A 25,422-nucleotide genomic window follows, 5' to 3' on the forward strand; every position below is an offset into this window, starting at 1 on the left:
GGCTAGTTTTCCGGTCCATCGCCCACCCCCACCTCACGGCGGTACCCCATGACGCGCGCCATCTCGCTCCAGCACGTCTCCAAGCGCTACGGCCGACGCGGACCGTATGCCGTCGACCGAATCAGCCTCGACATCCGCCCGGCGGAATTCCTGGTCCTCCTCGGGCCGTCCGGCTGCGGTAAATCGACGGTGCTCCGGATGATCGCCGGACTGGAGGACATCACCGACGGCCGACTGCTGCTCGACGGCGAACCGGCCGCCCATCTCCCGCCCCGGGAAAGGGACATGGCGATGGTCTTCCAGAACTTCGCCCTCTATCCGACCATGACCAACCGGGACAACATCGGCTTCCCGCTCCGGCCGGCCGGTACCCGCCGGGAGCGGCGGTCCCGGGTCGAGGCCACCGCCAGGGCGCTCGGTATCGAGGACGTACTCGACCGCTATCCCGGTCAGCTCTCCGGCGGGGAGCGCCAGCGGGTCGCCATGGGCCGGGCGATCTCCCGGCACCCGTCCGCCTTCCTGATGGACGAACCCCTCGCCCATCTCGACGTCAAGCTCCGCGACTATCTGCGGGCGGAGCTGTCCCGGCTGACCCGCGCCACCGGCGCCACCACCGTCTACGTCACCCACGACCAGGCCGAGGCGATGTCCCTGGGCGACCGGATCGCCGTACTCCGCGACGGGGTCCTCCAGCAGACCGGGACCCCGCGCGAGATCTACGCCCGGCCCCGGAACCTCTTCGTCGCGGCCTTCCTCGGCACGCCCCGGATCAATCTGCTCCAGGCCGTCGTCCACGCCCCGCTCGCCGACCGGATGGCGTTCGAGCTGGGCACCCAGCGGCTGGAGCTGCCCGAGCCGCTCGGCCCCGACCACCGCGCCCTCCGGGCGTACCAGGGCCGCCGGGTGATCCTCGGGCTGCGGGCCGGTGCCGTGCGGATCGCGGCGCCGGGCCCGGCTCGCCCGGGGGAGGCGCTGCTCTCCGGGACCGTCAGCTATGTGGAGTACCAGGGGCACGAGGCGCTGGTCCATCTGGACACCGGCTCGCGGCCCGCCGTGGTGCCCGAACTCGAATCGGCCCGCGCCCCCGCCCAGCCCGGCACCCGGGCCGCCGGCCGCCGCCGTCCGGGCCCGGGAGGCGGCGCCGGAGTCCGGCCCCGGGTGCTGGCCCGGCTGCGGGAGCGGGCGGCCTTCGGTGCGGTCCCGGCGGGGGCCGCCGGGCCGTTCCCGTACGGGACGTACGGTCCCTACGACCCCGAGAGCCCGCCGCTGCCCGACTGCGATCTGGTGGTCAGGACCGGGCCCGACACCTGGCTGCGGCCGGGGGCGCAGGTGCCGCTGCTGGTCGACGCCGCCCAGATCTATGTCTTCGACCACCGGGGCGACCGGCTCTGTCCGGCGCCGCCCGGCCCGCCGGGGGTGCCGGGCAGCCGGTTCGGCTGACCGTACGGCGCGTCCGGCGCGCCGACCCCGGGCGGGCGGTCCGGGCGGTTCGCGTGGGCCGTGCGGTCCGCGTGGGCCTGGTGGGCCGGGCGATCCACCCCCGGGGCCGGTGCCTCAGCTCCGCGCCCGGGCCGCGTACTGCGTCGAGAGCCCGTCCACGATCGCCCGCAGCCCGGTCTCGAACGCGCCCTCGTCCACCCGCTCCTGATGTTCGGCCAGCAGATGGGCCCGGCCCAGGTGGGGGTAGTCGGCCGCGTCGTACGCCGCCGCGTCGTCCACGAAGCCGCGGGCGAAGGAGCCCAGCGCCGAGCCGGTGATGAAGTACCGCATCAGCGCGCCGATCCGGGTGGCCTGGGCCGGGGGCCAGCCCGCGCGCACCATCGCGCCGAAGACCGCGTCGGCGACGCGCAGCCCGGCCGGGCGGCGGCCGGGGCCCCTGGCGAGCACCGGGACGATGTTCGGATGCGCCCGCAGCGCCGCGCGATACGAGTGCGCCCAGTCGTAGAGCGCCGCAGGCCACTCCCGGCCGTCCCCGGGTTCGAACATCGACAGATCGATCTGCGCGCTCACGGCGTCCGCGACGGCCTCGAGTATCTCGTCCTTGGTCCGGAAGTGGTTGTAGAGCGACGGTCCGCTGACGCCGAGTTCGGCGGCGAGCCTTCGGGTGGAGACCGCGTCGAGCCCCTCGGCGTCCACGAGCGCGCCCGCCGCGGCGACGATCCGGTCCCGGCTGAGCAGGGGCTTGCGGGGTCTGGCCATGGGGCACATAGTAGAGCCGCCATATAAAACTAGCAGTGTTAGTTAAAGGGGAGGGGGCGATGGATCCGGCCTGAGCGCCGAGCAGTCGGCGGTACGGCGGCTCGCCGAGCAGTTCCCACGGCGCGAGGTCGCCCCGTACCCCGCCGAGTGGGACCGGGCGGAGAACGCCGACCGGGGGATCGTCCGCCTCCTGGGCGAACTGGGCTTCCTCGGGCTCACCGTCGTCGCGGCCCGGCTGCTGGCCTGGCGGGTGGCGGATCTCGTCGACCGGGGCGCCGACTTCGCCCTGCGAAGGCACCAGCCAGATCCGGAAGCTGATCATCGGCCGGGCGCTGACCGGGGTCTCGGCCTTCTGACCGCCTCCGGAAGCGGCCCGGTCCCGGTTCCGGTCCCGGCCCTGCTCCGACCCGAGTCCGGCCTGGGCCCGTGCGTCCGGCGGAGACGGGCTAAGCGCTTGCTCACCCTCGGGGTATGGTGATTCCCCCCCCACAGAGCCGAAGGAGAGAGCCGATGAGCGCGGCCGACGATACGACGCCCGACCGCGGGACCGGGGAGACCGTCCCCGGCCGCGGTGCCGAGGCCGCGCCGCCGCCCGGCCGCGCGGCCGGGGACGCCGAAGAGCCCCAGGACGCCCCCTGGGGCGAGGTGGCCCCCGAGGCGGCCCGCAGACTGCTCGTCGCCGCGGTCGAGGCATTCGCCGAGCGGGGCTACCACGCCACCACCACCCGCGATATCGCGGGCCGGGCCGGGATGAGCCCGGCCGCGCTCTATATCCACTACAAGACCAAAGAGGAACTGCTGCACCGGATCAGCAGCCTCGGGCACACCCGGGCCCTCCAGGTGCTCTCCGCCGCCGCCGAACGGGACGGCACCCCGGGGGAGCGGCTCGCCGACGCCGTCGCGTCGTTCGTCCGCTGGCACGCGGGACGGCACGACACCGCCCGGGTCGTCCAGTACGAACTGGACGCGCTCGCCCCCGAACACCGGACCGAGATCGTGGCGCTGCGCCGCCGCAGCGACGCCGTGGTGCGCGGGATCATCCACGACGGGGTGGAGTCGGGCGAGTTCGACGTGCCGGACGTGCCCGGGACGACCCTGGCCGTGCTCTCCCTCTGTATCGACGTCGCCCGCTGGTTCAATGTCAACGGCCGCCGCACCCCCGACGAGGTCGGCGCGCTCTACGCGGATCTGGTGCTGCGGATGGTCTCCGCGAAGCGCTGACCCGCCGCCGCGTCCGGACCCGGACCCGGACTCGTCGTACGGACCCGGACCCGCGCGGACGTCTCAGAAGTAGTAGCGGGAGACCGACTCGGCCACACAGACCGGCTTCTCCCCGCCCTCGCGCTCCACCGTCACCGCGGCGACCACCTGGACCCCGTCGCCCGCATCCGTGACCTCCCGCAGGGTGACGGCGGCCCGGACCCGGGAACCGACCGGGACCGGGGCGGGGAATCGGACCTTGTTCGTCCCGTAGTTGAGGCCCATCCGCACCCCCTCAACCTTCAGCACCTGCGGTACCAGCAGCGGCAGCAGTGAGAGGGTCAGATAGCCGTGGGCGATGGTGCCTTCGAACGGCCCCAGGGCGGCCCGCTCCGGATCGACATGGATCCACTGGTGGTCGCCGGTGGCCTCGGCGAAGAGATCGATCCGCCGCTGGTCGACCTCCAGCCAGCCGCTGTGCCCCAGCGGCTCGCCGACGGCGGCGCGCAGTTCGCCGGCTGAGGTGAAGATCCTGGGTACGGCCATGCGGCGGTCCTGACTCTCGGGCGGCGGTACGGCGCGGTACGGCCCGCGCCGCTGATGTCTGAGCGCTTGCTCAGCATGCTCGGGCCGGAGTCCCGTGTCAACGGACCACCCAGTAGGGTTCGCGGGTGGCCCCAACAACCGACACCAGCCAGGAACTCACGGTCGGCCAGCTCTCGCAGCGCAGCGGAGCCGCCGTGTCGGCCCTGCACTTCTACGAGTCCAAGGGGCTGATCCGCAGCCGCCGTACCAGCGGCAATCAGCGCCGGTACACCAGGGACACGCTGCGCCGGGTGGCGTTCGTCCGGGCGGCGCAGCGGGTCGGGATCCCGCTCGCGACCATCCGTGACGCGCTGGCGGAGCTGCCCGAGGGGCGGACGCCGGACCGGGACGACTGGGCGCGGCTCTCCCACACCTGGCGCCGGGAGCTGGACGAACGGATCAAGCAGCTCGGACGGCTGCGGGACACCCTCACCGAGTGCATCGGCTGCGGCTGTCTCTCCATGGAGACGTGTGCGCTCTCCAACCCCGAGGACGCCTTCGGCCGCCGCAGGCCCGGCTCCCGGCTGATGCCGGGTCCGCTGTGGGAGGCCGGACCGGGTCCCGGGGCGGACCGGGCGGACGGTACGCGGCCCACGGCATCCGGGAACCCGGCGGAGTCGGGGGAATCGGCGGAATCGGCGGAATCGGGGAAGCCTGTACGCCGGTCCGGCTGCGACGCCCCCGGCGGCGGCTGACCGGTCGCGGCAGGAGGACGGACGGCGGCCGGTCCCGCGCACTCCGAGGCGGGCCCGCACCCCCGTGTCAGGCCCGCCCCCGCGTCCGGGCCGTCCATCGGCGGCACGGCGCGTGAGGCCGACTCTCCGCCTGACAAACGGGTGGGGCCAACGGTTTTCCCTCTGCTACGTCCCGGTACGCGCCGGGGTCTCCGTCACCCGGCCGGGCAGGGACGGACCGCTCCGAGGGGACTGGCCGGGGACGGCACCGCTCCGGGGCGGATCGGCACCGTGGGTCGGGTCGGGTCGGGTCGGGGCCGCGGTCCGGGACGCCCGGCCGCCGCGCGTGCGCACCGGGGCGCACGCGCACCGGGGTTCAGGCCACGGAGGCCAGTACCTCGCGCCGGGCCGCCCGCTGGGCCGCCGCGACCACATCGTCCGTGAGCACCGGGCGGGGTACGACTATCCCGCAGTCCGTGCAGACGGGTCCGGTCCACGGATCGTTCGTCAGATCGTGCCGCCAGACGATCGCCGTCGTACCGCAGACCGGGCAGTCGTTGCCCGGCTCGCCCGCCAGCGCCTCGACCAGCCGCCGCAGTACCTCGTCCAGCGGCACCGAGGGGTGGGCCCGGGGGCTGTCGCAGCGGGCCACCCCGTTGCCGCCCCAGACATGCCGGTGCCATTCGTCGGAGGAGGCCAGCCGGCGCAGCCCGTCGTGCTTCTCGCGCTTGCGGCGGTCGGCGAAGTCCTCCTCGTAGGCGAGCCATACGGCCCGCGCGCGTTCCAACTCGTCCAGCGCGGCCACCAGCCGCGCCGGGTCGGGCGACCTGTCCTCGGGCCCGAAGCCGTGCCGGGCGCACAGATGGTCCCAGGTCGCGCGGTGCCCGTACGGGGCGAACCGCTCAAGGCACTTGCGCAGGGAATAGCGCCGCAGTGCCAAGTCGCACCGCGGATCGCGCACCTGTCTCGCAAGACTCCGGAAACCGGCCATCGTCACCGCCACCTCCGTCACTGCTGCTTCGGCGTCGAGGAATGGACGTACGGGCGCCCGATCCGGCTCCATCGGAAATCCGATCGAAGCCATCAGCGGATCTCCCGGACATACCGGGAACCGGCTCCGGGCACGGTCACCGCCTCCTCGTACACTCCGCCTGCCCCGAAAGGCCCACGCCGAACGGCCCTCTGACGAACGAACGATCGCCTTCCGCACTTGGTTCCTGGCGGACCCGCCCGGGACACCACCGGACCGCCCGGCCACGACCGCGCCCACGCCCCGGGAACCACCGGATCCAGCGGGCGCTCAGTCGCCCAGGCCGCCCGCCGCCACGATCAGCCGGGCCAGTTCCTCGTGGCAGATGTCACCGTGCGCGCCGGACGGCGGCGCCCCGCTCCGTACCACCGACGAGGCGTCGACGCTCACACACCCCTTCCGGGGCAGCGACCCCCGGAGCGCGTCGTCGAGGGAGAGCCGTACCGCCGAGCCCACCCCGTGGATCCCGCTGTGGCCCAGGGCCCACCAGCGCCGGTCGCCGACCGCGTCCGGGCCGGGGTCCCGGTCGTCGTGGGCGGGTGCCGACGCGACCGGGTACAGCGTGCCGAGCGCGCCGTCGTGGCGGGAGTGGCAGGCCACCACCGGACCGTCGACCCGCTGCTCCATCGCCCCCAGCGCCCCCGACCTGCCGGGCGCGTGCGGCAGCCGGGAGGCGAAGGCGTAGTGCGAGAACGCGCCCTGGAGCAGTGTCACCGACTTCACCGTCCGGACCTCGTCGGGGAGTCCGCGCAGGGCGAAGGCGACCAGCCGGGCGCCCTGGCCGTGCCCCACCAGATGGACCCGGAGCGCCGGACGGCTCCGGGCCAGCTGGCCCAGCAGCGGGCCGAGCCCCAGTTCCCCGACGGCACCCGCGCGGCGCTTCAGCGCGTAGTACGTGGTCTGCCGCAGCAACTCGCGGGCCCCGCGCCAGACCCGCCCCGGCCCGTCGTAGGACCCGCCCGACCGGTACGACCCGTACGACCCGGGGCGGCCGTACAGCCCGGGGCGGCCGTACGGCCCCGGCCCCTCGTACCGGCCGGTGCCGTCCACCGCCTCCAGCGCCCCGGCGAACCTCCGGCAGAGCGACAGCGGGTCCTCGTACAGCACGGCGGGCGGCCCCTGCTCGTCGCCGGGCAGGTCGTCGGTGAACCGGTGCGACTCCAGACCGCCCGCCGGGACCCGGGCCAGCCGCCGCGCGAGCCGCCCGAAGTCGCCGACGGCCGCCGCCGAGTCGGGCCGCTCCACGAGCAGGGCCGCCAGCCGGGCCACGGTCTCCCCGTGCCCGGGGAAGAGCGTGAGCAGAGCCTGGTACGTCCCGCCGTCCAGCCCCCCGCCCCCGGGAGGGCCGGATGCCGGGGGCCGGGGACCGTCCTGCGCCGGGCCGGACACGGGGCCGGACGCCGGGATCTCGTCGGGGAAGGTCATCGACGGCCAGCCCACTCCCGCGTACCCCAGCCGCACGCCCCGCCCCGCGAGCGACGGAAAGGCGGAGAAGAACTCCGCGTACAGCTCGTAGGCCGCGGCCGGTGACTGGTTCCGGCCATGGGCGAACATCACCAGATCGGTGACTTCGAGACCGAGCAGCCGATGCCGCTGCTCCGGGTCGACGTCCCCGTCCCGGTCGAAACCGATGTCCTGATACGGCCCCGGGCCGCCGATCCGCGCCATGACCGTTCCCCTCCCCGCGGTGACCCCGCCCCGTACGCGGGACCCCTCAGCAGGATCCTGCGCAAGGGGGAGTCCGGCCACACCTCGGAAGGGACCGGATCAGATCCGGTCGGCCGCGGTGATCCGGGGAAGGTGGATCAGTACGTCATAGGTGGGCAGCAGCCGGGCCGTGACCGGCGGTTCGGGCCAGGCGTTGCCGATGCTGCGGACGGGACACGCGAGATCCAGCCGGCGCCGGGCGGCCGGAGCCGCGGTACGCATATCGAGGTAGTAGTCGGTCTCCGAGACCCGGCCCAGGACCTCCTCGTGGGAGCCGGGCCCGGGCGGCCCCACCGAGAAGCGGCGTACCGGCTCACCCGGGGTCGTCAGGTCGAGCGCGTTGAACGATCCCTCGCCGAAGGTGAATCCGGCGCTGGCGTATCCGTCCCCGACCATGTCCCGGATGAAGCCGCCCTGGACGCGGGGGTAGAGATCCGGCCGCAGCGGCTCGTAACCCACATGCTCGTTATGAGCCGACAGGAGCACCTTGTGTCCGGTCGTCCGATGCCACCACACGGTGTTCCGGGCCATGATCCGGTCCCGGTAGCGCATCATCCGCTGGGACTGCGCCACGTTGAAATAATCGTATGAATGCATCTTCCCCACCTGGGCGATGGCGTGCGCGTGCTGGAGCATCCAGGCGCGTTCCCCGGGCGCTTCGCGAGGGTCGGCCGGGGCGTCCCGCAGCAGCTCCAGCGCCGTCCGTACGTCCTTCGCCAGCGCCTCGCGCTCCTCGATCGGCCGGGACATGGAGCCGTTGATGGTCTCCTCCACCGAGCCGGTCGGCCGGGAGGCCGCGTAGAGCGCCCGGATCCGGGGCGACAGGGCCGGATGCCGGACCGCGACCCACTCCGTGACCCGGTCGAAGAGTTCGGGGCCCGCGTAGGCGCAGTCGTTGCCGAGGAACCGCACCGGCCGGTCCGGATGCCGGACGTTGTGCTCCCGCATCCAGCGGAAGAGATCCAGGAACTCCCGGGTGCGCCAGAGGAAGTAGGTGCCCTGGAACTCCTCGCGCATGATCCGTTCGATATCCCCCTCGCCCCGCAGGACCCAGGAGTCGAGCCGCAGTCCCGTACTCCAGGGCGCCTCCAGGGCGAAGGCGGTGAACCCCCGCCGCTCCACCAGATGCCGGAAGATCCGGTTCCTGGTCCGGAAGAACTCACGGGAGTTGTGGGTGGCCTCGCCGATCCCGACGATCGAGGCCCGGCCGGTCATCCGCTCCAGCGGACCGAGATCGGTCAGCGGGCGGGCGGCGGCGCGCAGGGCGGGCAGCGGGTCGGCGGGGGCCCGGCGGGCGGCCGGGAGCCGTCGGCGTAACGGGGCCGCGGCGGCCGGGGCCGTACCCGCGAGAAGCGCGCCGAGCGCCGTGGCGGAGGCCGCGCCCAGTACGGCGCGCCGGGGAAGACCGGACGGGGGCCTGTTCGGAATGATCGTCATACCGCAACCCTGCGGTCCGCGATCATGACGGGCCAGCCGGTGGCCCCCCGGCCCGGTGGTGGGGCTGTCCACCGCCACCGGGTCCGGGTAGCCGCGAGGGCGGCTCAGTACCGCAGATAACGCCGCCGTACGGAACGGAACGCGGTCAGCCCCTCCTGCCACGCGCCGGTGATCTCGTCCGTCCCGGCGCCCGCGTCCACCATCGTGCGGACCAGCGGCGAACCCGTCAGCGTGTCGAGCCAGGTCGGATTGGACCGCAGCCAGGCGAAGTCGCGCCAGCTGCGCCGGGCGGTGACCAGCAGCCCCACCCCGGTCCGGACCGGATCGAAGGCGGCCCGGTCGTGGACGTGGAGCTGGACCCCGCCGACCGTCTTCCCCTGGTGCTTGCCGAACGTCGGGGCGAAGTACGCCTCCCGGAACCGGACCCCGGGCAGTCCCAGCGCGTTGGCCGCCTCCGCCCACCGGCCGTCGATCCCCGGGGCGCCCAGCAGCTCGAACGGGCGGGTGGTGCCCCGGCCCTCGGACAGCTCCGTCCCCTCGAAGAGACAGGTCCCGCCGTAGACCAGGGCCGTGTCGGGGGTGGGCATATTGGGGCTCGGCGGCACCCACGGCAGCCCGGTGGCGTCGAAGAAGTCGGCGCGCCGCCAGCCCGACATCCGTACCGTCGCCAGCTCGGCCGGGCGGTCCCGCAGAAACTCCCCGTTGAACAGGAGCGCCAGTTCGGCGACGGTCATCCCGTGGGTCTGCGGGATCGGACGGCGGCCCACGAAGGAGGAGTACCGCATCTCCAGCACCGGGCCGAGCGCCGCCCGGCCCGTCACCGGATTGGGCCGGTCCAGTACGACGAATCGTTTCCCCGCGAGCGCCGCCGACTCCATGCAGTCGAAGAGCGTCCAGATATACGTATAGAACCGGGCACCCGCGTCCTGGATGTCGAAGACCACGGTGTCCACGCCCGACGCGGTGAAGACGTCGGCGAGCGGCTGCCCCGACTTGCGGTACGTGTCGTACACCGGCAGCCCGGTCGCCGGATCGTCGTACCGGCCCTCCGAGCCGCCCGCCTGCGCCGTACCGCGGAACCCGTGCTCCGGGCCGAAGACGGCGATCAGATCCACCCGGTCGTCGGCGTGCATCACATCGACGATATGCCGGACGTCCGGGGTCACCCCGGTCGGATTGGTGACCACACCGACCCGCTCGCCGGCGAGCAGGGCGTAGCCGTCGGCCGCGAGCCGGTCGAAGCCGGTCCGGACCCGGCGGCCCGGCCCGCCGCGCCCCCGGGCGCCCGTACCGTCCTCCCGGTCGTCGGCGCGGGCCGCGGACCCGGCCGCCGCGAGCGCGCCCGCCGCGCCGCCCGCGCCCAGAAGTCCCCGTCGTGACAGGCTCATACGACTCCTCGGTCTCGCTCGGCGTACCGCACCGTCCCCGCGGCACCCCGATGATCGGATCGTGCGCCCCGCACGCTAATACGACCGGCCCGGCCATGGAACGACCTCGTCCGCGGAACCTCTTCCACCCGCGATACCGACCGCTTAGTCTGTGGGCCCGATCCGCTGGGGACGGCCCCCGGCCGGCGCGGCACAAGACGGTGGAGGCTTCCATGGAGTCGATGAGGGGCTCGGCGGTCGTGGTCACCGGAGCGGGCGCCGGGATCGGCGCGGCGCTCGCCCGGCGGTTCGCCGCCGAGGGCGCCCGGGTCGCGGTCAACGACGCTGACCCGGCCAGGGCCCGCGCGGTGGCCCGGGAGATCGACGGGATCGCCGTGCCCGGGGACGCCACCACGATCGCCCCGGCCGCCCGTGCGGCCCTCGGCGGCACGGTCGACGTCTACTGTGCCAACGCCGGGTCCGCCGGGCCCGGCGACGCGTACGCGGACGAGGACGTCTGGGCCACGGCTTGGGAGGTCAACGTGATGGCCCATGTCCGGGCCGTACGGGAGCTGCTGCCCGGCTGGCTGGCCCGGGGCGAGGGCCGCTTCGTCGCCACGGTCTCCGCCGCCGGACTGCTCTCCATGATCGGCGCCGCGCCCTACAGCGCCACCAAGCACGCCGCGTACGCCCATGCCGAATGGCTGTCGCTGACCTACCGCCACCGCGGCCTCAAGGTGCACGCGATCTGCCCGTCGGGCGTCCGTACGGAGATGCTCACCGCCGCCGGCACCGCGGGCGAACTGGTCCTGGAGCCCGGCGCCATCGAGCCGGAGGCCGTCGCCGACGCCCTCTTCGAGGGGATCGCCGCCGACCGCTTCCTGATCCTGCCCCACCCTGATGTGGCCCGATTCCGCCAGGGGCGGGCCGCCGACCCGGACCGCTGGCTGGCCGGGATGAACCGGGTACAGCGGCGCTGGGAGGGGGCGCCGGAGTGATGCCGGGCGCCCGGACGCCCCGGCCCGGTCCTGCCGGGGACGGCCGCGACGGCGGATGGGAGGATCCCGGGGTGGCCGGGCCCGTACTCCGTACGGACACCGGTCCCGGCGCCGGGCGGCCCGGACCACGACGAGCACGGAAGGCGGTAGGCGGCATGGCGAGGACGACGGACGGGAGCGACGCCCCCGTACCGCGGAAGCTGCTCTCCGCCGCCACCCGGCTGTTCGCGGAGCGCGGCTACGACGGCACGTCCGTCCAGGAGATCGTCGAGGCGGCGGGCGTCACCAAGGGCGCCCTGTACCACTACTTCGGCTCCAAAGAGGATCTGCTCCAGGAGGTGTACGGGCGGATGCTCCGCCTCCAGCAGGAACGCCTCGACACCTTCGCCGACGCCGACGAACCGGTGGAGGTCCGGCTCAGGGCCGCCGCCGCCGACGTGGTCGTCACCACGATCGAGAACCTTCAGGACGCGCATATCTTCTTCCGCTCCATGCACCATCTCTCGCCCGAGAAGAACAGACGGGTACGGGCCGAACGCCGGCGCTACCACGAGCGGTTCCGGGCCCTGGTGGAGGAGGGGCAGGCGAGCGGGGTGTTCTCCACCGCGACCCCCGCGGATCTGGTGGTGGACTACCACTTCGGCTCGGTCCACCAGCTGTCGACCTGGTACCGCCCGGACGGCAGGCTGACGAAACAGCAGGTCGCCGACCATCTGGCGGATCTGCTGCTGAGGGCGCTGCGGCCCTGAGCCGACGGCCCGGCGGCTTCCGCGGGCCGACCCGTCAGCGGTACCGCGAGAGCTCGCGCCGGGCCAGTGACCGCTGATGCACCTCGTCGGGCCCGTCCGCCAGCCGGAGCGTCCGCGCCGCCGCCCACAACTCCGCCAGCGGGGTGTCCTGCCCGACCCCGGCGGCCCCGTACAGCTGGACCGCCCGGTCGATGATCTCCACCACCGCGCGCGGAGTGGCGATCTTGATGGCCTGGATCTCGGTATGGGCGCCCCGGTTGCCGACGGTATCCATCAGCCAGGCGGTCTTCAGTACCAGCAGCCGGAGCTGCTCGACCGTCACCCGGGCGTCGGCGATCCAGTTCCGTACCACCCCCCGCTCGGCCAGCGGCCCGCCGAACGCGGTACGGGACACCGCGCGCTCGCACATCAGCTCGATCGCCCGCTCGGCCATCCCGATCAGCCGCATGCAGTGATGGATCCGGCCCGGTCCCAGCCGGGCCTGGGCGATGGCGAATCCGCCGCCCTCCTCGCCGATCAGCTGCGATACCGGCACCCGGACGTTCTCGAAGACCACCTCGGCATGGCCGCCGTGGGCGTGGTCCTCGTAGCCGTACACCTTCATCGCCCGGACGATCCGCACCCCGGGGGTGTCCCGGGCCACCAGCACCATGGACTGGCGGCGCCGGACGTCGGCCCCGTCCGGGTCGGTCGCCCCCATGACCACGAAGACGGCGCACGCCGGATGCATCGCACCGGAGATGTACCACTTGCGGCCATTGACGACATAGCTGTCGCCGTCCCGCTCGATCCGGGTCCGGATATTGGTCGCGTCGGAGGAGGCGACCTCGGGCTCCGTCATCGCGAACGCCGATCTGATCTCGCCCGCGAGCAGGGGCCGCAGCCAGCGCTCCCGCTGCCCGGCGGTGCCGAACCGGGCCAGCAGCTCCATGTTCCCGGTATCGGGCGCGGCGCAGTTCACGGCCGTCGGACCCAGCCAGGGGCTGCGGCCGGTCAGCTCGGCGAGCGGCGCGTACTGGAGGTTGGTGAGCCCGGCGCCGTACTCGGTGTCGGGCAGGAAGAGATTCCACAGCCCCCGGCTGCGGGCCTCGGCCTTCAACTCCTCGACCACCGGCGGGGTCTCCCACGGCGACGCGAGCCGGGCGCGCTGCTCCTCCGCGACCGGTTCGGCGGGCAGGACGCGCTCCGTCATGAAGGCGCCCAGCCGGGCCCGCAGCTCCTCGGTCCGGGCGTCGAAGGCGAAGTCCACGCGGTTCAGCCCTTCCGCAGGGTGTTCAGGCCCCGTTCGACGAGGACGGGGACGAGCCCGCCGATCCGCTCGAATCCCGGTCCGACGGTCCGGCCGAGGGTGTAGCGGTAGTGGACGCCCTCCAGGATCACGGCCAGCTTGAACCAGGCGAAGGCCGTGTACCAGGAGATGGCGGAGGTGTCGCGGCCCGAACGGGTGGCGTACCGCTCGACCAGTTCGTCGACCGAGGGGTGGCCGGGCGCCGTCGCCAGATCGCCGACCGGGGCGCCGGGCACCCCGAGCGGCCGGCTGTAGACCGCCAGCAGGCCCAGATCGGTCAGCGGATCGCCGAGGGTGGACATCTCCCAGTCCAGTACGGCGGTGATCCGGTCGTCCGGGCCGACCAGGACGTTGTCGAGCCGGAAGTCGCCGTGGACGATCGCGGGCGCGGGGGAGCGGGGGAGCGCCCGGCCCAGTACGGCCTGGAGTTCGTCGATCCCGTCGAGCGGACGGCTGCGGGAGGCGGCGAGCTGCTTCCCCCAGCGCCGCACCTGCCGGTCGAGAAAGCCCTCGGGGCGGCCGAAGTCGCCGAGCCCCACGGCCTCGGGGGTCACGGCGTGCAGATCGACCAGGGCGTCCACGAGTCCGAGCAGAACGGCCCGGGTCCGCTCGGGGCCCAGGCCGGAGAGCTGGGCGGCGGTACGGTACGGGGTCCCCGCCACGTACTCCATGACGTAGAACGGCGCCCCGGTCACCGAGCCCGCCGCGTCCTCGTCCGCACAGAGCAGCAGCGGCCGGGGCACGGGAACCGGCGTCGGATGCAGGGCGCTGATCACCCGGTACTCGCGGCGCATGTCGTGCGCGGTGGCGAGCACATGCCCGAGCGGAGGCCGCCGGACGACCCAACGGCCGGTGCCGTCGGTGATGTCGTACGTCAGATTGGACCGCCCGCCCTCGATCAGCCGCACCTCCAACGGCCCGTTCACCAGCCCGGGGCGCTCCCGTTCCAGCAGCTCGCGGAGGTTCCCGGGATCGAGCCCCGGTACAGGATCGACGCTCATGACGCGGCCACCTCCGGCTACGGCGGAACGGACCTTCCGATAATGACCGACCGGTCGGTATGCAGTCCACCCCCGGTCCGCCGCCCGCGGTCCGAGCCGCCGGAGAGCCGGAGTGCCCAGGGGGCGGAACTGCGCCTGGGCCGCTTCGCAGTACAAGTGCCGCAGCCGGGGTGCCCGGGGGCGTTGTGGTCCCCCCCCCATTGCCGAAGAAAGGCATAGGGGCGCGGGGAACTGCGCGATCAACCGCGGACGGCCCGCGCCCGCCCGCGAACAACCACCACTCCCGAACGCCCCGCCCCCGAGCCGCGTCAAAAAAGCAGCGTCACCGTCGAGAGCGCCAGCACCACCGCGCACCCCGTCGCCGCCCAGGCCGTCCGGCCGGGCAGTACCGCCGGGCGGGGGGAGGTCCGCAGCGCCCGGGTGCGCCGGTGAGCGACGCCGAGGAAGGCCAGCCAGACCAGCGCGCCCGCGCCCCAGCCCACGATCGCCACCACATCCGGGCCCTCCTCCGCCGGCCCCATGGCCACCTGACGCGCCGCCAGTACCGCCACCACCGTGAAGGCCAGTGCCGTACGCCGCCACGCGAGCCGGGTCCGTTCGGGCTGGAGCCCGGGGTCCCGCACCCCGGCTCCGGAGGGCACCGGCGCCCCGGCCCCGGCCCCGGCCGCGCCGCCCGTCACCGGCCGCCCTCCCACCCCAGCAACACCACGACCACCATCACCACAGCCACCACCGCCACCACCAGACTCAGCAACGCGGGCAGCCGGGAGACCGGCAGATCCTCGCCCCGCCGCATGGCCCGTTCGCACCGCACCCAGTGGTTGACCGCCCGCAGCGCGCAGAGCACCCCGGCTCCGAGCAGCCCCAGCGCCATCGCGGCCCGGACCGCCCACGGCAGATCCGGCAGGAACTGGTCGACCGCGAACCCGCCCGCTATCAACGCGAGCGCCGTCCGCAGCCACGCCAGGAACGTCCGCTCATTGGCGAGCGAGAAGCGGTAGTCGGGCGTCTGTCCCTCGTCCCGCACCCGCTCCGGCCTGAACCACAGCCGCAGGCTCCGTACCCTGTCCGTCATCCTTCGGACGATACCCGCGACAAGATCACCCGGCTCCGTGGCGAAAACCACGCCCCCGGAGGGTTGTCATCCGGCCATTCCCGAGCCGTCCCGGCCGCCCCCGCCGTCCCATGTGCCCCGCCCGTCCCGCAGCCGCTGCCATGCCGCCAGCCCGTCCGGTGTCCACTCCCGGCTTCCCAGCCTGCGCTCCAGCTCCTCCTCCGGGAGGAAATCCCACCAGGCGACCTCCTCGGCCTGGGGCCGGACCGGAAGCGTGCAGCGGACCTGATACACCGCCGACCACCAGGAGGCCCGGCCGTCTCCGGTGTCGTAGCGGAAGGTGAACAGGCGCTCGGGCGCGGGAAGGCCCCGGACTCCCAGCTCCTCCTCCGCCTCCCGGAGCGCCGCCTCGTCGTAGGACTCGCCCGCACCGACGACACCGCCGACGAACATGTCGTACAGCGAGGGGAAGACTCGTTTCTCGGCCGTTCTGCGGTGGACGAAGATCCGGTCGTCCCCGTCCCGGACCAGAACGAACGCGACCCGGTGCCGCAGCCCGCGGGCGTACGCCTCCCCCCGGGTCGCCCGCCCGGTCACCCGGTCGGACTCGTCCACGATGTCGATCAGCTCCAGATCACTGCCCATCCCCCCATTCCACACCAACACCCCGCACCGGCCGCCCGTGCCCCCGGCCCGGCCCGCCGGGCCTGTTGACTTGCCGTCGGCAGGTGCCGAAGATCGGGATCCGCGACCGCACCGGGCGGGCACGGAGACGGGGAGCCATGGCGTACGACGCGGACGTGATCGTGATCGGGGCCGGGCTCGCCGGTCTGGTGGCCACCGCCGAACTCGTCGCCGCCGGACGGACGGTGATCGTCCTCGACCAGGAGCCCGAGCAGTCGATCGGCGGCCAGGCGCACTGGTCCTTCGGCGGGCTCTTCCTCGTCGACTCGCCCGAACAGCGCAGGCTGCGGATCCACGACAGCCAGGAGCTGGCCTACCAGGACTGGCTCGGCACGGCCGGTTTCGACCGGGAGGACGAGGACCGCTGGCCGCGCCGTTGGGCCGCCGCCTATGTCGACTTCGCGGCCGGTGAGAAGCGGTCCTGGCTGCGGGAGCGCGGCGTCGGCTTCTTCCCCGTCGTCGGCTGGGCCGAGCGCGGTGGCTACGGAGCCACCGGCCACGGCAACTCGGTGCCCCGCTTCCATATCGTCTGGGGTACCGGCCCCGGCCTGGTCGCCCCCTTCGAGCGCCGGGTCAGGGAGGGCGTCGAGCAGGGGCTCGTACGGCTCTGCTTCCGGCACCGGGTCACCGGGCTCGGCACCACCGACGGGGTCCTCGACACCGTCAGCGGCGAGGTCCTGGAGCCCTCGGCCGCCGAACGGGGCACCGCCAGCAGCCGGGAGATCGCCGGGGCGTTCGAACTCCGGGCCCAGGCCGTGATCGTGGCCTCCGGCGGTATCGGCGGCAACCACGACCTGGTCCGCGCCCAGTGGCCCGGACGGCTCGGCACCCCGCCGAAGACCCTGCTCTCCGGGGTCCCGGCCCATGTCGACGGGCTGATGCTGGGCATCGCCGAACGCGCCGGGGCCAGCCATGTCAACCGCGACCGGATGTGGCACTACACGGAGGGCATCGAGAACTGGAACCCGGTCTGGGCGCGGCACGGCATCCGGATCCTGCCCGGCCCCTCGTCGCTCTGGCTCGACGCGCGCGGGCGGCGGCTCCCCGTCCCCCTCTTCCCCGGCTTCGACACCCTCGGCACCCTGGAACACATCGTGACCTCGGGGTACGACCACACCTGGTTCGTCCTCGACCAGAAGATCATCGGTAAGGAGTTCGCGCTCTCCGGCTCCGAACAGAACCCGGACCTGACGGGCCGGTCGGTCCGCGGGGTGATCGGCCGGGCCAGGGCGGACGTCCCGGGGCCGGTCCGGGCGTTCATGGAGCACGGCGCGGACTTCGTGGTCGAGCGGGATCTGGGGGCGCTGGTGCGCGGGATGAACGCGCTCACCGGGGACACCCTGATCGAGGAGGCGGCGCTGCGCCGGGAGATCGTCGCCCGGGACCGGGAGATCCGCCATCCGTTCACCAAGGACCTCCAGGTGACGGCGATCCGCGGGGCCCGGAAGTACCTCGGTGACCGGCTGATCAGGACCGCCGCGCCGCACCGGATCCTGGACCCGTCGGCCGGTCCGCTGATCGCGGTCCGGCTGCGGGTGCTGACCCGCAAGTCGCTGGGCGGTCTGGAGACGGATCTGTCGTCGCGGGTGCTGGGGGCGGACGGCGAGCCGCTGGCCGGGCTGTACGCGGCGGGGGAGGCGGCCGGGTTCGGCGGCGGCGGGGTGCACGGCTACCGGTCCCTGGAGGGCACCTTCCTCGGCGGCTGTCTCTTCTCGGGGCGGGCGGCCGGCCGCGCGGCGGCGGAGGCGGTCGTGAGCTGACCGGCCCTGCCCTGCCCGCCGCCGGAGCGCCCGTACGCCCCCGGAGCCGTGGGCCCGGTACCCGTACGCCTCCGGGCTCGTACGGCTCCGGTCCCGTACGGCCCCGGAACGGAAACGTCCCGCGGCGGGCCGGGCCCGCCGCGGGACGTTCATCGGCGTCGCAGGACGCGGGACCGCTTCCGGGGGTACCGGACTACAACACCAGCGACAGCAGCAGGACGCAGACGATACCGACGACCGAGATGATCGTCTCCATCACCGACCAGGTCTTGATCGTCTGGCCGACGTCCATCCCGAAGTACTCCTTCACCAGCCAGAAACCGGCGTCGTTGACATGGCTGAAGAAGAGCGAGCCCGCACCGATCGCCAGCACCAGGAGCGCCGAATCGGTGGTCGACATCCCGACCGCCAGCGGGGCGACCAGACCGGCGGCGGAGATCGTCGCCACGGTCGCCGAACCCGTCGCCAGCCGGATCGCCACCGCGATCAGCCAGGCCAGCAGCAGGGTCGGGATCGACCAGTTCTCGGAGAAGTCCAGGATCATCTGGCCCACGCCGACGTCGATCAGGGTCTGCTTGAAGCCGCCGCCCGCGCCGACGATCATCAGTACGCCCGCGATCGGGGCGAGCGACTTCTCGACGGTGGAGGAGATCCGGTCCTTGGTGAAGCCCGCCGCGCGGCCCAGGGTGAAGAGGCCCACGAGAACCGCGGCCAGCAGGGCGATCAGCGGCGAACCGATGACGTCGGTGACCTTCTGGACCGGGTTCTCCGGGTCGTCGATCACGATCTCTACCAGGGCGTTCGACAGCATCAGCACCACGGGCAGCAGCACCGTGAAGACGGTCGCGCCGAAGCCGGGGCGCTTGTCCAGGTCCTCGGAAGGACGGGCCGGGATCATGTTCTCCGGCGCCGGGACGTCCACCCAGCGGGCCGCGTATTTGGCGAACAGCGGCCCGGCGATGATCACGGTCGGTATGGAGACCAGCACACCGAGGGCGAGGGTGACGCCCAGATTGGCGTTCAGGGCGTCGATCGCGACCAGCGGACCGGGGTGCGGCGGGATCAGTCCGTGCATCACGGAGAGACCGGCGAGGGCCGGTATACCGATCCGCATCAGCGAGTAGTTGCCCCGCTTGGCCACCATCAGCACTACCGGGATCAGCAGCACGATGCCGACCTCGAAGAAGAGCGGCAGACCGATCACCGAGGCGATCAGCACCATCGCCCACGGCATGGTCGACCCCTTGGCCTTCGCCAGGATGGTGTCGACGATCTGGTCACCGCCGCCGGAGTCGGCGAGCAGCTTGCCGAGGATCGCGCCGAGCGCGATCAGCACACCGACACCCGCGACGGTGGAGCCGAGGCCCTTGGAGAACGACTCGATGGCCTTGCCGAGCGGAGCCCCGGCGAAGGCGCCCAGCGCGAGCGACCCGATGGTCAGCGCCAGGAAGGCGTGCATTTTGTACTTGGTGATGAGCAGCACGATGACGGCGATGCCCGCCAGTACGGCGATACCGAGCTGGGCGTTGCCGGCCGAGGTGATCGGCTCCAGATCCGCTGCCAGCGTCTCGACGCTGAGACTGGTCACGGTGGTTCCTTACGAGAACGAGGGGGTCGGGGACGGGGTGTGGGGGACTCGGTCCCGATCCGGTGCGGCCGGGTCCGAGGGGGAGGGGCGGCGGGCCGGACGGTGCCGGGCCCGCCGGGGATCAGCCGGCGGCGGAGCGGGCCGCCAGGGCCGCCACCGCGCGGGCGGTGATCTCCGCCGGGCTGCCGGTGACGTCGACGGCGACGCCCGCCTCGTCCGGCTCCAGCGGCTCCAGGGTGGCGAACTGGGAGTCCAGCAGCGCCGTGGGCATGAAGTGCCCCCGGCGGGCCGTCATCCGCTCCTCGATGAGCACCCGGTCACCGCTGAGGTGGAGGAAGACCGCGTCCGGGGCGGCGGCCCGGAGCCGGTCCCGGTAGGCCCGCTTCAGGGCGGAGCTGGAGACCACCCCGCCCAGTTCGGCCCGGCCTTGTGCCCACTCGCCGATGGAGTCGAGCCAGGGCAGCCGGTCGCCGTCGTCCAGCGGGGTCCCCGCGGACATCTTGGCGACATTCGCCGGGGGGTGGAAATCGTCGCCCTCGGCGTACGGAACGCCCAGAGCCTCGGCGAGCAGGGGACCGATCGTGGTCTTGCCGGTCCCTGCCACGCCCATCACCACGACGACCTGCGGGGTGCCCGGGGTGTTCGAGGTGCGCGGAGTGCGCGGGGTGCTCATGTACCTGCCTCACTTCTGACGTCGACTCCGGTGTCGACATCGGTCCGTCGCGCTACTGAAACCTATTAGGTACGACTTATTCAAGATGTCGAGATGCAAACGTCATACTTTTTCGGTGTGATCCTTGCCCCTTAGGCTTGGCTCATGACCACAGCGGGCCATGGCCTCCATACACATGTGCTGGACACCCTCGGCCTTGCCATCACCGCGGGTGAGTACCCCGGGGGGAGTGTGCTGCGGACCGACGAGATCGCCCAGAGCTTCGACGTCTCCCGGACCGTGGTCCGCGAAGTGGTCCGGGTCCTGGAGTCGATGCGGCTGGTCGAGTCCCGCCGCCGGGTCGGGGTCACCGTCCGCCCCATCGAGGAGTGGAACGTCTACGACCCCCGGGTCATCCGCTGGCGCCTCGCGGGCTCCGACCGGCCGCGCCAGCTCCGCTCCCTCACCGTGCTGCGCTCCGCCGTCGAGCCGGTCGCCGCCGGCCTCGCGGCCCGTTACGCCACCCCCGAGCAGTGCGCCGAGCTGACCGCCTGCGCCCTCGGCATGGTGGAGACCTCGCGCGGCCAGCAGCTGGACGCGTACCTCCGGCACGACGTCGCCTTCCACCGGATCGTGCTCACCGCTTCGGGCAACGAGATGTTCGCCCGGCTCGGGGACGTGGTGGCCGCCATCCTGACCGGACGCACCCACCACCAGGTCATGTTCGACGACCCCGACCCGGCGGCGGTCACCCTGCACGTCCAGGTCGCGGAGGCCGTCCGGGAAGGCGACGCCGAGCGGGCCGAGCGGATCACCCGCGAGATCGCCGTCGGGGCCCTGGCGGAGCTGGACGTCCTGGCGCCGGACCCGCTCCGGGTGGCGGCCCCGAGCGGAAGTGCGAGACCTTCCTCCGGTTCGTGATTTACTGCCACCTTGGTTTGCGTGTCGGCAACCTCAGAATCACCTCAGATCTCTTTCTCGGTGACCGGTAGTACTGCCAACATCGCAGGACCGCCCGATGCAGTGCCGTCGGTCGCGTTCCGGCTGCCTTGATGTGGTGACCCCGCCGTCGGCCGTCGGGGCCGACGTGCGCCATCACCCCCCACGCACCCTCACGAAGGCGACCATTCCTCCATGAGTGACCGCATCACCGCGTCCGAGCACCCGGTCGCCGGGGCCGCCCCCGCCGGGACCGCCCCGACCGCCACCCCCCATGTGGACGCCGGTGACGCCGGTTACAGCAAGGACCTGAAGTCCCGCCATATCAACATGATCGCCATCGGCGGGGCGATCGGTACCGGACTCTTCCTCGGCGCCGGCGGACGGCTGGCCGACGCGGGCCCCTCCCTCGCCCTCGCCTACGCCGTCTGCGGCGTCTTCGCCTTCTTCGTGGTCCGGGCCCTCGGCGAGCTGGTGCTCTACCGCCCCTCCTCCGGCGCCTTCGTCTCCTACGCCCGTGAGTTCATGGGCGAGAAGGGCGCCTTCACGGCCGGCTGGCTCTACTTCCTGAACTGGTCCACCACCACCGTGGCGGACATCACGGCCGCCGCCGTCTTCGCCCACTACTGGTCCCTCTTCAGCGACATCCCCCAGTGGATCCTGGCGCTGATCGCCCTCGCCGGTGTGCTGGCCATCAACCTGATCTCGGTGAAGTACTTCGGCGAGATGGAGTTCTGGTTCGCGATCATCAAGGTCGCCGCCCTGGTCTCCTTCATGCTGATCGGCATCTTCCTGCTGGTCACCCAGCAGGACGTCGGCGGCCACAACCCGGGCCTGGCCACCATCACCGAGAACGACGGGGTCTTCCCGGTCGGCCTGCTCCCGATGCTCGTGGTCATCCAGGGCGTCGTCTTCGCCTACGCCTCCGTCGAACTCTGCGGCGTCGCGGCCGGCGAGACCAAGAACCCCGAGAAGGTCATGCCCCGCGCGATCAACTCGATCATGTGGCGGGTCGGCCTCTTCTACGTCGGCTCCGTGGTGCTGCTGGCGCTGCTGCTCCCGTACACCGCCTACTCGGCGGACGAGAGCCCCTTCGTCACCGTCATGGACAAGCTCGGCATCCCCGGCGCCGCCGGGGTGATGAACCTCGTCGTCCTCACCGCCGCGCTCTCCAGCCTCAACGCCGGTCTCTACTCCACCGCCCGGATCCTGCGCTCCATGGCGATGGCGGGCTCCGCGCCCCGCTTCACCGCCCGGATGAACAAGGGCCAGGTGCCGTACGGCGGGGTGCTGCTCACCGCCTCCTTCGGTGTCGCGGGCGTCGGCCTGAACTACGTCGTCCCCGGCCAGGCGTTCGAGATCGTGCTCAATCTGGCCTCCATCGGCATCCTCGGCACCTGGGGCATGATCATGCTCTGCTCCCTGCTCTTCTGGCACCGCGCCAAGGACGGCCGGGTCACCCGCCCCGAGTACCGGCTGCCCTGGGCCCCGTACACCCAGATCGTCACCCTGGTCTTCCTCGTCGGCGTGGTCGTCCTGATGTGGTGGGGCGGCGGGGTCGGCCGGACCACCGTCAATCTGCTGCCGCTGATCGCCGCGGCCCTGGTCGCCGGATGGTTCGCCGTCCGCGGCCGGGTCAACGCGATCGCGGCGGAGCGCGAGACGCTCTGACCACCCCTCCCGGGCGGGGCGACCCGCCCGGGAGCACGTCCGTGACCTGCGGCGCCGAAGTTATCCACAGGTTGTCGCGGCGAGCCGCCCGACAGTCCATAGTGGTGATCTCGCACGAGGCGCTACGAAGGGCGGAATCCCGATGTCCCAGCAGGTCCGCGGAGTGATCGCACCGGGCAAGGACCAACCGGTCCGGGTGGAGACGATCATCGTCCCCGACCCCGGCCCGGGAGAGGCGGTGGTGGCCGTCCAGGCATGCGGGGTCTGCCATACCGACCTCCACTACAAGCAGGGCGGCATCAGCGACGACTTCCCCTTCCTGCTCGGCCACGAGGCCGCCGGGATCGTGGAGTCCGTCGGCCCCGGGGTCGAGGAGGTCGCCCCCGGCGACTTCGTGATCCTCAACTGGCGCGCGGTCTGCGGACGCTGCCGCGCCTGCCGCCGCGGCCGCCCGTGGTACTGCTTCGACACCCACAACGCCCGGCAGCGGATGACGCTCACCGACGGCACCGAGCTCACCCCCGCCCTCGGCATCGGCGCCTTCGCCGAGAAGACCCTGGTCGCCGCCGGACAGTGCACCAAGGTCGACCCCGCCGTGGCCCCCTCCGTCGCCGGACTCCTGGGCTGCGGCGTCATGGCGGGCATCGGCGCCGCCGTCAACACCGGAGCCGTCGGCCGGGGCGACACCGTCGCCGTCATCGGCTGCGGCGGCGTCGGCGACGCGGCGATCGTCGGCGCCCGGCTCGCCGGAGCGGCCACGATCATCGGCGTCGACGTGGACGACCGCAAGCTGGCCACCGCCCGCGCCATGGGCGCCACCCACACGGTCAACTCCACCACCACCGACCCCGTCACCGCCGTCCGCGAGCTGACCGGCGGCTTCGGCGCCGATGTCGTGATCGAGGCCGTCGGCCGCCCCGAGACCTACCGCCAGGCGTTCTACGCCCGCGACCTCGCCGGAACGGTCGTCCTCGTCGGCGTCCCCACCCCCGAGATGACCCTCGAACTGCCCCTGATCGACGTCTTCGGCCGCGGCGGCGCCCTGAAATCGTCCTGGTACGGCGACTGTCTGCCGTCCCGCGACTTCCCGATGCTGATCGACCTCCACCAGCAGGGCCGGATCGACCTCGGCGCCTTCGTCACCGGCACCATCGGCATCGACGGCGTCGAGGACGCCTTCGCCCGGATGCACGAGGGCGACGTCCTCCGCTCGGTGGTGGTCCTGTGACCTCCGCCGCCCCCGGCACCCCCCGGATCGACCACCTCGTCACCACCGGCACCTTCTCCCTCGACGGCGGAGTCTGGGACGTCGACAACAACGTCTGGATCATCGGCGACGACACCGAGGCGGTCGTCGTCGACGCCGCCCACGACGCCGCCGCGATCAAGGCCGCCCTCGGCGGACGGACGCTCCGGGCGATCATCTGCACCCACGCCCACGACGACCACATCGACGCCGCGCCCGCCCTCTCCGCAGCCACCGGAGCGCCCGTCCTGCTCCACCCCGACGACCTGCCGCTGTGGAAGCGCACCCACCCCGACCGTGCCCCCGACGGCGAGCTGACCGACGGGCAGCGGATCACCGTCGCCGGAATCGAGCTGACCGTGCTCCACACCCCCGGACACGCCCCCGGCGCGATCTGTCTCCACGCCCCGGCGCTCGACACGGTCTTCACCGGCGACACCCTCTTCGCGGGCGGCCCCGGCGCCACCGGCCGGTCCTTCAGCCACTTCCCGACGATCATCCGCTCGATCCGGGAGAAGCTGCTCACCCTGCCCCCCGGAACCACGGTCCGCACCGGCCACGGCGACACCACCACCATCGGCACCGAGGCACCCCGCCTCGACGAGTGGATTCAGCGCGGCCACTGACCCAGGGACAACCGGCTCTCGAACCGGTACGCCTCACCCGTCAGCGGATCCGTGAACGCCAGCACCCTGGCCAGCAGCCGCAACGGCCGGGACCAGTCCTCGGTCCCGGCCGCCCGGACCACCGGATACAGCGGATCCCCCAGCAGCGGCAGCCCCAGCGAGTTCATATGGACCCGTAGCTGATGCGTCCGCCCGGTGACCGGCAGCAGCCGATAGCGGCCCAGCCCGGCCCGGTGCTCCATCAGCTCCACCCGGCTCTCGCTGTTCGGCTCGCCCGCGACCTCCCGGGCCGCGAGCACCCCCCGCTCCTTCACGATCCGGCTCCGTACGGTCCGCGGCAGCTCCACCCCCGGATCGTGCGCCGCCACCCCCTCGTACTCCTTGAACACCGCCCGGTCCCGGAAGAGGGTCTGATAAGCCCCCCGGTCCCCGGCCCCGATCACACAGAGCACCAGCCCCGCCGTCAGCCGGTCCAGCCGGTGCGCGGGCTGCAACCCGGGCAGATCCAGCTCCCGCCGGAGCCGGGCCTGCAACGTCTCGGTGATATGCCCGCCGCGCGGCGTGGTGGCCAGGAAGTGCGGCTTGTCGGCGACCAGGATCCGCTCGTCCCGGTACACGATCCCGATCCCGAACGGCACCGGCTCCTCCGGCGCGAGCTCCCGGTGGAACCAGTACACCCGCCCCGCCGTATACGCCTCGTCGCCCGAGGCGATCCCCTCGTACGACACCAGACCGCCCGACCCGAGCAGTGCCTCGGCCCGCCCGTCGCCGTACCGCTCCACCAGATGATCCCGCACGGTCGCCCACCGGCCCCCGGGATCCTCGGGCAGCCTCAGCCGTACCGGGTCCACCCCGGCCCGCTGGGCGAGCGGGGAGACCGGCGCCCTCTTTCTCCGTCTCACCTCGGTGACACTACCGAGCGGACTTCCGCTCCGGTCAGCCCGGGCCTAGAGGGTTGCCCGTTTCC

At 72.9% G+C, this 25,422-nt stretch carries 24 protein-coding genes and 1 pseudogene; 11 read left to right on the forward strand and 14 right to left on the reverse strand.

Features of this window, described 5'->3' with window-relative positions; genetic code table 11:
- The first annotated feature begins 48 nt into the window (after window positions 1–48).
- The gene (locus ABZ714_RS12720) at window positions 49–1,440 is read left to right on the forward strand and encodes an ABC transporter ATP-binding protein (RefSeq protein ID WP_358825197.1); all 1,392 of its coding nucleotides are present in this window, start codon (window positions 49–51) and stop codon (window positions 1,438–1,440) included.
- Between the two features lie 114 nt (window positions 1,441–1,554).
- Here ABZ714_RS12720 and ABZ714_RS12725 read toward each other — a convergent pair whose 3' ends face one another.
- A complete protein-coding gene (locus ABZ714_RS12725) occupies window positions 1,555–2,199 on the reverse strand; it encodes a TetR/AcrR family transcriptional regulator (protein WP_358825198.1) in 645 nt (214 codons plus the stop codon).
- A gap of 70 nt (window positions 2,200–2,269) precedes the next feature.
- On the opposite strand from ABZ714_RS12725, the pseudogene ABZ714_RS12730 reads away from it, so the two are divergent.
- Window positions 2,270–2,422 (forward strand): annotated as a pseudogene (locus ABZ714_RS12730) (acyl-CoA dehydrogenase family protein); the annotation flags it as partial.
- 287 nt (window positions 2,423–2,709) lie between these two features.
- Window positions 2,710–3,420, forward strand: a complete 711-nt coding sequence (locus ABZ714_RS12735; protein ID WP_358825199.1) for a TetR/AcrR family transcriptional regulator — start codon at window positions 2,710–2,712, stop codon at window positions 3,418–3,420.
- Between the two features lie 63 nt (window positions 3,421–3,483).
- On the opposite strand, the gene ABZ714_RS12740 is transcribed toward ABZ714_RS12735, so the two are convergent.
- On the reverse strand, window positions 3,484–3,945 hold the full coding sequence (locus tag ABZ714_RS12740; protein ID WP_358825200.1) for a MaoC family dehydratase: 462 nt from the start codon (window positions 3,943–3,945) through the stop codon (window positions 3,484–3,486).
- 125 nt (window positions 3,946–4,070) lie between these two features.
- Between ABZ714_RS12740 and soxR the strand changes: the two genes are divergently transcribed.
- Complete coding sequence (soxR, locus tag ABZ714_RS12745) at window positions 4,071–4,679, forward strand: redox-sensitive transcriptional activator SoxR (RefSeq protein ID WP_358825201.1); 609 nt, start codon at window positions 4,071–4,073, stop codon at window positions 4,677–4,679.
- Window positions 4,680–5,034: 355 nt separating this feature from the next.
- Here the strand turns inward: soxR and ABZ714_RS12750 are convergent, their stop codons facing one another.
- The 4 genes from ABZ714_RS12750 to ABZ714_RS12765 all read right to left on the reverse strand — a co-directional run bounded on the left by ABZ714_RS12750 (window position 5,035) and on the right by ABZ714_RS12765 (window position 10,220).
- Window positions 5,035–5,649 (reverse strand): hypothetical protein, encoded by a 615-nt coding sequence (locus ABZ714_RS12750; RefSeq protein WP_358825333.1) that lies wholly within the window; start codon window positions 5,647–5,649, stop codon window positions 5,035–5,037.
- Window positions 5,650–5,958: 309 nt separating this feature from the next.
- Window positions 5,959–7,356 (reverse strand): serine-threonine protein kinase, encoded by a 1,398-nt coding sequence (locus tag ABZ714_RS12755; RefSeq protein ID WP_358825202.1) that lies wholly within the window; start codon window positions 7,354–7,356, stop codon window positions 5,959–5,961.
- A 99-nt stretch (window positions 7,357–7,455) separates the two neighbouring features.
- Window positions 7,456–8,832: an erythromycin esterase family protein gene (locus ABZ714_RS12760; RefSeq protein ID WP_358825203.1), complete on the reverse strand. Its 1,377-nt coding sequence runs from the start codon at window positions 8,830–8,832 to the stop codon at window positions 7,456–7,458.
- Between the two features lie 104 nt (window positions 8,833–8,936).
- Window positions 8,937–10,220 carry a DUF1343 domain-containing protein gene (locus tag ABZ714_RS12765; RefSeq protein WP_358825204.1) on the reverse strand — a complete coding sequence of 428 codons (1,284 nt, stop codon included), beginning with the start codon at window positions 10,218–10,220 and terminating at the stop codon, window positions 8,937–8,939.
- Window positions 10,221–10,432: 212 nt separating this feature from the next.
- Between ABZ714_RS12765 and ABZ714_RS12770 the strand changes: the two genes are divergently transcribed.
- Window positions 10,433–11,197: an SDR family oxidoreductase gene (locus tag ABZ714_RS12770; protein WP_358825205.1), complete on the forward strand. Its 765-nt coding sequence runs from the start codon at window positions 10,433–10,435 to the stop codon at window positions 11,195–11,197.
- A gap of 155 nt (window positions 11,198–11,352) precedes the next feature.
- Complete coding sequence (locus ABZ714_RS12775; RefSeq protein WP_358825206.1) at window positions 11,353–11,946, forward strand: TetR/AcrR family transcriptional regulator; 594 nt, start codon at window positions 11,353–11,355, stop codon at window positions 11,944–11,946.
- Window positions 11,947–11,980: 34 nt separating this feature from the next.
- Here the strand turns inward: ABZ714_RS12775 and ABZ714_RS12780 are convergent, their stop codons facing one another.
- From ABZ714_RS12780 to ABZ714_RS12800, 5 genes are all read right to left on the reverse strand, one after another.
- Window positions 11,981–13,195: an acyl-CoA dehydrogenase family protein gene (locus ABZ714_RS12780; RefSeq protein WP_358825207.1), complete on the reverse strand. Its 1,215-nt coding sequence runs from the start codon at window positions 13,193–13,195 to the stop codon at window positions 11,981–11,983.
- Window positions 13,196–13,200: 5 nt separating this feature from the next.
- Window positions 13,201–14,235 carry a phosphotransferase family protein gene (locus ABZ714_RS12785; RefSeq protein ID WP_358825208.1) on the reverse strand — a complete coding sequence of 345 codons (1,035 nt, stop codon included), beginning with the start codon at window positions 14,233–14,235 and terminating at the stop codon, window positions 13,201–13,203.
- A 308-nt stretch (window positions 14,236–14,543) separates the two neighbouring features.
- On the reverse strand, window positions 14,544–14,915 hold the full coding sequence (locus ABZ714_RS12790) for a DUF202 domain-containing protein (protein WP_358825209.1): 372 nt from the start codon (window positions 14,913–14,915) through the stop codon (window positions 14,544–14,546).
- Window positions 14,912–15,310 (reverse strand): DUF202 domain-containing protein, encoded by a 399-nt coding sequence (locus ABZ714_RS12795; RefSeq protein ID WP_358825210.1) that lies wholly within the window; start codon window positions 15,308–15,310, stop codon window positions 14,912–14,914. The genes ABZ714_RS12790 and ABZ714_RS12795 overlap by 4 nt, the downstream gene beginning before the upstream one ends.
- A 66-nt stretch (window positions 15,311–15,376) precedes the next feature.
- On the reverse strand, window positions 15,377–15,934 hold the full coding sequence (locus tag ABZ714_RS12800) for an NUDIX domain-containing protein (RefSeq protein WP_358825211.1): 558 nt from the start codon (window positions 15,932–15,934) through the stop codon (window positions 15,377–15,379).
- Between the two features lie 137 nt (window positions 15,935–16,071).
- Between ABZ714_RS12800 and ABZ714_RS12805 the strand changes: the two genes are divergently transcribed.
- A complete protein-coding gene (locus ABZ714_RS12805; RefSeq protein WP_358825212.1) occupies window positions 16,072–17,733 on the forward strand; it encodes an FAD-binding dehydrogenase in 1,662 nt (553 codons plus the stop codon).
- A gap of 193 nt (window positions 17,734–17,926) precedes the next feature.
- Here the strand turns inward: ABZ714_RS12805 and ABZ714_RS12810 are convergent, their stop codons facing one another.
- Both ABZ714_RS12810 and ABZ714_RS12815 read right to left on the reverse strand, forming a co-directional pair.
- On the reverse strand, window positions 17,927–19,321 hold the full coding sequence (locus tag ABZ714_RS12810; RefSeq protein WP_358825213.1) for a gluconate:H+ symporter: 1,395 nt from the start codon (window positions 19,319–19,321) through the stop codon (window positions 17,927–17,929).
- A 121-nt stretch (window positions 19,322–19,442) separates the two neighbouring features.
- Window positions 19,443–19,994 carry a gluconokinase gene (locus ABZ714_RS12815; RefSeq protein WP_358825214.1) on the reverse strand — a complete coding sequence of 184 codons (552 nt, stop codon included), beginning with the start codon at window positions 19,992–19,994 and terminating at the stop codon, window positions 19,443–19,445.
- 144 nt (window positions 19,995–20,138) lie between these two features.
- On the opposite strand from ABZ714_RS12815, the gene ABZ714_RS12820 reads away from it, so the two are divergent.
- The 4 genes from ABZ714_RS12820 (at window position 20,139) to ABZ714_RS12835 (ending at window position 24,455) form a co-directional block, all read left to right on the forward strand.
- Window positions 20,139–20,894, forward strand: coding sequence for an FCD domain-containing protein (locus tag ABZ714_RS12820; protein WP_358825215.1), 756 nt, complete (start codon window positions 20,139–20,141; stop codon window positions 20,892–20,894).
- A 213-nt stretch (window positions 20,895–21,107) separates the two neighbouring features.
- Window positions 21,108–22,583 (forward strand): amino acid permease, encoded by a 1,476-nt coding sequence (locus ABZ714_RS12825; RefSeq protein WP_358825216.1) that lies wholly within the window; start codon window positions 21,108–21,110, stop codon window positions 22,581–22,583.
- 142 nt (window positions 22,584–22,725) lie between these two features.
- Window positions 22,726–23,811, forward strand: a complete 1,086-nt coding sequence (locus tag ABZ714_RS12830) for an S-(hydroxymethyl)mycothiol dehydrogenase (RefSeq protein WP_358825217.1) — start codon at window positions 22,726–22,728, stop codon at window positions 23,809–23,811.
- Entirely contained in the window at window positions 23,808–24,455 is a 648-nt protein-coding gene (locus ABZ714_RS12835) for an MBL fold metallo-hydrolase (RefSeq protein ID WP_358825218.1), read from the forward strand. Before ABZ714_RS12830 ends, ABZ714_RS12835 begins: the two co-directional genes overlap by 4 nt.
- On the opposite strand, the gene ABZ714_RS12840 is transcribed toward ABZ714_RS12835, so the two are convergent.
- Complete coding sequence (locus ABZ714_RS12840) at window positions 24,440–25,357, reverse strand: pseudouridine synthase (RefSeq protein ID WP_358825219.1); 918 nt, start codon at window positions 25,355–25,357, stop codon at window positions 24,440–24,442. The genes ABZ714_RS12835 and ABZ714_RS12840 overlap by 16 nt on opposite strands.
- Between the last annotated feature and the right edge of the window lie 65 nt (window positions 25,358–25,422).

The organism is Streptomyces sp. NPDC006798 (assembly GCF_040635975.1).
In the GTDB taxonomy this organism is placed as follows: Bacteria; Actinomycetota; Actinomycetes; order Streptomycetales; family Streptomycetaceae; genus Streptomyces.